Here is a 7,437-nt window from a genome sequence, read left to right as displayed (position 1 = left end):
GCCTGTCGCGGGCTGCCGCCCCGCAGAGCAAGGACACGGATGCCGTCGCGGACAGGGAAACCCGCATCGGTGAGGTGGTCCAGGGCGGCAGCCTCCTCGACGGTCCCGTCGAGGAGCATTCTCAGAAGCATGGCGTTCACGCGGTTCTGCTCGTCGCGCAGGCGCAGCGGCTTCTCCGCCTCCAGCGCGACCAGCGACGCGGCGTGGCCGAGCAGGAGGTGGTCGGCCGGCGTGAGCGTCCGGTCGGCGACCAACGCCAGACGGCCGTGGACGCGCGGCCCCACGCGGACCTGCTGCAGGGCCACCACGCCGTCCGGGCCGGCACTCACGGCGGACGCCGCCTCGTCCGTTGCACGGGCACCCGTCAGGGCGTCGGCGGGGATGCCGGTACCGGGCGGGTGTGCGGCGCGGGCCTTGCCCTCGTGGTCGAGGAAGACCACGCAGGCGCCGGTGGACACGGCCAGCTCCCGCACCACAGCCTGGGCCCCGCCGTGCAGGGCGGCCCGGGTCATGCGCGGCTGGATCCGTGACGCCTGGACGACGCCCTCGTACTGCTGCTCGGCCAGGCGTTCCATCACTGCCTTGGTCACGGCCACGAAGGGCGTGGGCAGCGGTACCTCCAGCAGAACGAGCCCGGTCTCCTCGGCCGCCTCCGCCAGTTCCGCGGGCACCTGCTCGTGCGTCAGGCCGATACCGAACCCGACGGCAGCGACTCCGGCCTCGGCCAGACGCCGTATGTAGTCGGCGCACGCCCCGGGCGACGTGGGCAGCCGCAGCCCGGTCGTGAGCACCAACTCGCCGCCGGCAAGCCACGGTGCCGGATCGGCGAGTTCGATGCTGTGGGCCCAGATCACTTCCCGGTGCAGCCCACTGCGGCCCGCCACCAGCCTCAGGTGCAGTTCCTGGCGCCGCAGCAGCCAGGTGAGGGGTACTCCCATCCATTTCACCGCCGACGTCGAGAGCTTGACCTTTAAAACTAGAGTTTACTATATTTCGTCGATCCGTACTGCCCAGGAGAGGTCTCTTCATGCCCAGCTCCGCCACCCGAGACAGCTTTGCCGACCAGGCCCGAAAGATCTCACCGCCGTCCGACGCTTTCATCGGGGGCCGCTTCGTGCCGGCCGTCTCAGGGCAGCGGTTCTCCTGCCTCTCCCCCCGCGACGGAGCCCTTCTGGCCGAGGTGGCCGAGTGCGGGCCCGAGGACGTCGACCGCGCCGTGCGGGCCGCCCGTGAGGCGTTCGAGGCAGGTCCCTGGCCTCGTCTGTCCCCCCAGGGACGTCGCAAGGTCCTCCTGCGCTTCGCGCGCCTGATCGACGAGAACAGCCACGAGTTGGCGTTGCTGGAATCGCTGGACATGGGCAAGCCGGTCATGGACGCGCTCCACGTCGACGTGCCGCTGACCGTGCGCTGTTTCGAGTTCTACGCCGAGGCCGTCGACAAGCTGTACGACGAGGTGGCGCCCACCGGCCACGACGTGGTGGCCACCATCACCCGGGAGCCGCTCGGAGTCGTCGGCGCCGTGGTCCCGTGGAACTTCCCCCTGATGCTGGCGGCATGGAAGATCGCCCCCGCGCTGGCAGCGGGCAACTGCGTCGTGCTGAAGCCCGCCGAACAGTCCCCGCTCACCGCCCTGCGGATCGCCGAACTCGCGGATGAGGCCGGATTCCCGCCGGGCGTCCTCAACGTCGTCCCCGGTTTCGGCCCGACGGCCGGAGCGGCGCTGGGACGCCACCCCGAGGTGGACCTCATCGCCTTCACCGGGTCCGGGCCGGTGGGCCGCCTGTTCCTGCGGTACGCCGCCGAGTCCAACCTGAAGCAGGTGGCGCTGGAGCTCGGCGGGAAGAGCCCGCAGCTCGTCTTCCCCGACGCGGACCTGGACCAGGCCGCACAGGCCGTGGCGGGCGGCGTGATGTTCAACCAGGGCGAGGTGTGCGCGGCCGGTTCACGACTGCTGGTGCACGAGTCCATCCGTGAGGAGTTCGTGGCCAAGGTGGTCGATGCCGCCAAGGCGTGGACGGTCGGCGATCCGCTGGACCCCGCGACCCGGGTCGGCGCACTCGTCGAGGAGAAGCACCTTCAGCGGGTGCTCGGCCACGTGGAAGCCGCACACGCCGACGGCGCCAGGCTCCTGCTCGGGGGCAACCGCGCGCGGGTCTCCTCGGGCGGCTGGTATCTGGAGCCCACGGTCTTCGACGAGGTGCGTCCCGACGCCCGGCTGGCTCAGGAGGAGGTCTTCGGCCCGGTCCTGGCCGTCCTCGGCTTCCGCACCACCGAGGAGGCCGTGGCCCTCGCCAACGGCACGCGGTTCGGCCTGGCGGCCGCGGTGTGGACGCAGCACCTCACCACCGCCCACCAGGTGTCCCGCGCCCTGAAGGCGGGTTCGGTCTGGGTGAACAACTTCAACGACAGTGACATCACCACCCCCTTCGGCGGCTACAAGGAGTCCGGCAACGGACGCGACCGGTCCCTGCACGCGCTGGACAAGTACACCCAGCTGAAGACCACCTGGATTCAGCTCTGACCACCGGGGCGGACCATCGCCGTCCCCCTTCTTGTTCGCCGCCAGGAGGCATAGTGACCGGCTCCCGCCGTTGTGTCGTCGTCGTCCACGATCCGCAGGACAGCATCGGCGTCCTCCCGGACATCGCCGCCGAGCTGGACCTGGAACCCTTCGTGGTCTCGGTCGAGGACGCTCTGCCGGCCCCTTCCGAGGTCGACTGCGCGATCGTCCTGGGCTCGCCCGAGTCGGTGTACGACAACCGCCTGCCCTGGCTCGCCGCCGAACAGCTCTGGCTCCGCGCGCTGATCAGTGCCTCCCTACCGGTGTTCGGGGTCTGCTTCGGGAGTCAGGCGCTGGCCCGGGCCCTCGGCGGCAGCGTCCACCGCAACCACACCCCCGAGATCGGCTGGACGTCGGTCGACACCGCGGACCCGGCGCTCCTCGCCCCGGGCCCCTGGCTGAACTTCCACTTCGACGCCTTCACCGTGCCCCCGCGCGCGACGGAGATCGCTCGCACGGCGCTGGCACCTCAGGCGTACATCGAGGGCCGCTGCATGGGCGTCCAGTTCCACCCCGAGATCAGTGAGGAGATGTACGAGGGCTGGCAGCGGCACTGGCGCGACTCCCCCACGGGGGCGCGGATGCTCGCCGGTCTCGGCGAGCTGCCGGAGCGGCTGCGGGACGAGCTGCGGCAGCGGGGCGACCTGAACGCCAAGATGTGCGCGGACCTGCTCGGCGCCTTCCTGGAGCGCACCGCCACGGTCGGCGAGTAGCCTGCTGACAGGGGGCGAAAGGCATGGGCAGGCCCCGATGACGACAATCCACAGCACAGGACGGACCGCCGACGGCCTACCCGGCGGCGGCAACCCGTACAGTCCGCTGACGGCCGCCACCGCGGTGCTCGACCAGGGCGGCAGGGTCACCGGCTGGACCGGTGCCGCGGAGGATCAGTACGGCTTCACCGCGGCGGAGGTCCTCGGGCGTCCCTTCCGCGAAGTTCTGGAGCACGCGCAGGACAGCCCCTCGCCGACGCCCTGCCCGGACGGACATCCGCGGGGCGGCCGGTGTGAGAGCCGTACCCTCCGCCACCGCGACGGTCGGCCGGTGCCCAGTTTGTTGCACCTGAGTCCGATGACCGCGGACAGCTCCGGTGCCGCCTGGCTGGTGGTTCTCGTTCCCGCCGATCACCTGCAGCGGTGGGCCACCGACCAGGCCATGCTGAGCGGACTGTTCGCCCAGTCCCCCGTCGCACTGACGGTGTACGGGCCCGACACCCGTGTGGCGTGGGTGAACGACGCGCTGGAGGTGCAGTTCGGAATACGGCCCGAGGACTGGGTCGGGCGCTACATCAAGGACGTACTGCCGCAGGGCGAGATCGTCACATCCGAACACCAGGGCCGCCCGCTCGAGGACGTCATCGCCCGGGTGCTCACCACCGGTGCCCCCGTGCTCAACCTGCACTATCGCAGCCCGACCGCCGCGGACCCCTCCCATCTGCGCGTCTGGTCGTGTTCGTATTTCCGGCTGCAGGACGCGGACGGGCGTCCGCTGGGCGTCTGCGAGTCGGCCTTCGACATCACCGACCGCTACGAGGCACGCCGCCGCCTGGCCCTCCTCGGTCGGGCCAGCACCATCGGCCGGAGCCTGGACGCCTCCCGGACGGCCGGGGAACTGGCGACGGTCGTCGTGCCCGAGTTCGCCGACGTGGTGAGGGTCGAACTCGCCGAGCATGTCCTGGCGGGAGAGGAACCGCCCGCGGCGACGGCGAGCGGGCCGAATCCGCTGCGCTGTGTCGTGGAGCGAACAGCCGACGGAGGCACGGCTGTCAGGGGATACCCCTCGGAATCGGCCGAAGGACGACTGCGCCTCGTACTGCCCCTGCAGGTGGGGGGAGTGCCTCTGGGGCGGGTGACGCTGGCGCGGTTCGCCGCGCGCGACCCGTTCAGCGACGAGGACCACGCCCTGGCCGTGGAACTGGTGTCGCGTACGGCGGTGTGCGTGGACAACGCCCGCCGCTACGCCCGCGAACACGCCACCGCACTCACGCTCCAGCGCAATCTGCTGCCCGCCACACTGCCGGAGCGGACCGGCGTCGAAATCGCTCACCACTACGCCCCCGCGGCCGGCCCGAAGGGCGTGGGCGGCGACTGGTACGACGTGATCCCGCTGTCCGGGGCCCGGGTCGGACTGGTGGTGGGCGATGTGGTCGGTCACGGGCTGAACGCGGCCGTCACCATGGGCCGGCTGCGTACGACGGTGCGTGCCCTGGCCGCGCTCGATCTCGATCCCGGTGAGCTGCTCACCCGACTCGACGACCTGGTCGCGCAGGCGCGGATCGGCATCCATCCCGCCGAGGGCGACCTCAACGAGGACCGGGCGATCGGGACGCGCTGTCTCTACGCCGTGTACGACCCGGCCTCCGGGCGCTGCACGGCGGCCAGCGCCGGCCATCTGCCGCCGGTCGTGGCCCTGCCGGACGGGACCGCCGAACTCCTGGACATGACGATCGGCCCGCCGTTGGGCATCGGCGCGCTGCCCTTCGAGTGCACGGACCTCACCCTGCCGGAGGGAAGCGTCCTCGCCCTGCTCACCGACGGGCTCGTGCAGGCCTCGGACGGCGATCTCGACTCCGGCCTGGCGCAACTGTGCCGTGTGCTGAGCCGGCGGGAGCTGGCACCCGCGGACGCGTGTTCCGCGATCATCGCGTCGCCGACGATCGGCGCCACCCGCGACGACGCGGCACTTCTGCTGGTTCGCGTCCACCGCCTGGCCGAACCCCACATGGCGAGCTGGGCCATCAGCGCGGACCCCTCGGAGGTGGCCAGGGCCCGGAACATGGCCGCACGGCAGCTGACCGACTGGGGGCTCGACAATGTGGCGTTCATCGTGGAGCTGGTCGTCAGCGAGCTGGTGACCAACGCCATCCGCTACGGCGGTGCTCCCGTCTGCCTCCGTCTCCTGCGGGATCGGGACCGCACACTGATCTGCGAGGTCTCGGACGGCGGCCACACCTCACCGCACCTTCGGCGGGCCGGCCTGGACGACGAAGGCGGCCGTGGGCTGTTCCTGGTGGCCCAGCTCACCGAGCGTTGGGGCACCCGTTACACACGTGACGGAAAGACGATCTGGACCGAGATACCGCTCGTCGCCACAGGCAAGGAGCCCGGAATGCTCGCCTTCGACCTTCTTTGACGCACGGCGGGCTCCTCGACACACGGAGGGTGGGCTCCCGGCCTGCTTGAGGTCGGGAGCCCACCCGTCGTGCGTCGAGGAGCCGGCGTCAGACAGAGGCAGTCGGCGAGGACGACTCGGCCACCGAACCACCCGGCCGCGTCGCCACGGCGTCCCCGGCCGGCGCGTCACCGCGCAGGTGCGGCTTCGCCAGGACCATGTACAGTCCGCCGATTCCGACCACGACCACGCCGCTGACCAGCACGATGTAGTTGTCGTACCACGGCGCGCCCGGCGTGCGCGGCCAGCAGATGTTGACCAGCGCCACGATGCCGTAGACGAGGCCGCCGACCGCGACCGGCAGTCCCCAGCGTCCGAGCCGGTAGTCGCCGGAGGGTGCCCACCCCCGCATCCGCGCCCGCAGTGCCGCGAAGACCACCATCTGGAAGGCCAGGTAGATACCGAGCGTCGAGAAGGAAATGATCTTGACGAGGGCGTCGGCGGAGAACGCGGACCCCACGATGATGAGCGCGGGCAGGACGGCGGCGAGCAGCAGCGCGTTCGGCGGCACATGCAGCCGCTCGGAGAAGGTCGCCAGCACGCGACTGCCGACGATCATCCGGTCGCGGGCGAACGAGTAGGTGAGCCGGCTGGCCGCCGCCTGCAGGCTCATGGCGCAGGAGAGGAAGGACAGCAGCACGACGACGAGGACGGCACGGGCTCCACCACTACCGAACGCCTCGGTGAGCACGGAGGTCACCGGGTCGGCGTCCTTGCCGCTGATCACGGCGCCGAAGTCGGTGACGGCGAGGATCAGGGCAAGACACACGCCCATTGAGGCGGCGCCGCCGATGTAGATGGTGCGTCGCATGGACGTCGGGATGCGCCTGCCGGGGTTGGGGACCTCCTCGGCCACGTCACCGCACGCCTCGAAGCCGTAGTACTGGAAGACACCGATGAGCGCCGCCGCCGAGAAGGCGTAGAGGTAGGAGTGGTCGCCCTGGGCGCCGAAACTGTCGAACAGCACGCTCAGCCCATGGTGCCGGTGGGCGATGAGCAGCCACGCGCCCACCGCTATGGCGCCGATGATCTCGGCCACGAAGCCGAAGACGGCCGCCGCCGAGAGCACCTTCGTACCGCCGAAGTTGATCAGGGTGGCGAGAAGGAGCAGACCGAGGGCGCAGGCGATGGTCGTCTTCGTGTCCGACGTGAACCCGAAGACCGCGGCCACGTAGGGGCCCGCACCGTAGGCGACCGCCGAGATGGTGGAGAGGAGGGCCAGCAGGTAGATCCACCCCGTCATCCACCCCCACTTGCGCCCCCACAGGCGTCTGGCCCACGGGTAGACCCCTCCGGCCACCGGGAACTGCGCCACGACCTCGCTGAACACCAGAGCCACCAGCAGCTGCCCCACGCCGGCGATGACGAACGCCCAGATCATGGGCGGGCCGCCGGCCATCAGCGAGGCGGCGAAGAGGGTGTACACACCGACGACGGGCGAGAGGTAGGTGAACCCGAGCGAGAAGTTCGCCCACAGGCTCATGTCCCGTTTGAACTCGGACTCGTAGCCCAGCGCGGCGAGACGCTGGGAGTCGGCGTCGGCCGGGGGTGGCGGGGTGGGTGTGGCGTCGCGCATGGACGAACTCCTTGAGGCAACACGCTACTGGGTCGAGGTCGACGGGGCAGTGGGAAGCGGCGTCGACGAGGCCAGCAGATGGCTGGCGTGTGAGGTGACCGAAAACCTACGACATTGAAGGTCATAGGAC

At 70.7% G+C, this 7,437-nt stretch carries 5 protein-coding genes; 3 read left to right on the top strand and 2 right to left on the bottom strand.

Annotation, left to right across the window (positions count from 1 at the left end; translation table 11 throughout):
• On the bottom strand, positions 1-938 hold a 938-nt coding region (locus AOK15_RS27410), incomplete at its 3' end, for a PucR family transcriptional regulator ligand-binding domain-containing protein (RefSeq protein WP_205632237.1).
• A gap of 89 nt (positions 939-1,027) precedes the next feature.
• Here AOK15_RS27410 and AOK15_RS27405 point away from each other — a divergent pair.
• From AOK15_RS27405 to AOK15_RS27395, 3 genes are read left to right on the top strand one after another with little or no spacing between them, the layout of a single operon-like run.
• On the top strand, positions 1,028-2,521 hold the full coding sequence (locus AOK15_RS27405) for an aldehyde dehydrogenase (RefSeq protein WP_055521036.1): 1,494 nt from the start codon (positions 1,028-1,030) through the stop codon (positions 2,519-2,521).
• 53 nt (positions 2,522-2,574) lie between these two features.
• Entirely contained in the window at positions 2,575-3,273 is a 699-nt protein-coding gene (locus AOK15_RS27400; RefSeq protein ID WP_055521035.1) for a type 1 glutamine amidotransferase, read from the top strand.
• Positions 3,274-3,310: 37 nt separating this feature from the next.
• Positions 3,311-5,692: a SpoIIE family protein phosphatase gene (locus tag AOK15_RS27395; protein WP_079058734.1), complete on the top strand. Its 2,382-nt coding sequence runs from the start codon at positions 3,311-3,313 to the stop codon at positions 5,690-5,692.
• An 88-nt stretch (positions 5,693-5,780) separates the two neighbouring features.
• On the opposite strand, the gene AOK15_RS27390 is transcribed toward AOK15_RS27395, so the two are convergent.
• The gene (locus AOK15_RS27390) at positions 5,781-7,307 is read right to left on the bottom strand and encodes an APC family permease (protein ID WP_055521034.1); all 1,527 of its coding nucleotides are present in this window, start codon (positions 7,305-7,307) and stop codon (positions 5,781-5,783) included.
• Between the last annotated feature and the right edge of the window lie 130 nt (positions 7,308-7,437).

Source organism: Streptomyces ossamyceticus (assembly GCF_001418475.1).
Lineage (GTDB): Bacteria > Actinomycetota > Actinomycetes > Streptomycetales > Streptomycetaceae > Streptomyces > Streptomyces ossamyceticus.
The sequence above is the reverse complement of the archived record's forward strand: the minus strand, read 5'-3'. Positions and strand labels throughout refer to the sequence as shown.

Excerpts from the sequence above, each read along its gene's own strand:
- AOK15_RS27390 (WP_055521034.1), bottom strand. The coding sequence starts at position 7,307 with ATGCGCGACGCCACACCCACCCCGCCACCCCCGGCCGACGCCGACTCC.
- AOK15_RS27405 (WP_055521036.1), top strand. The coding sequence starts at position 1,028 with ATGCCCAGCTCCGCCACCCGAGACAGCTTTGCCGACCAGGCCCGAAAG.
- AOK15_RS27395 (WP_079058734.1), top strand. The coding sequence starts at position 3,311 with ATGACGACAATCCACAGCACAGGACGGACCGCCGACGGCCTACCCGGC.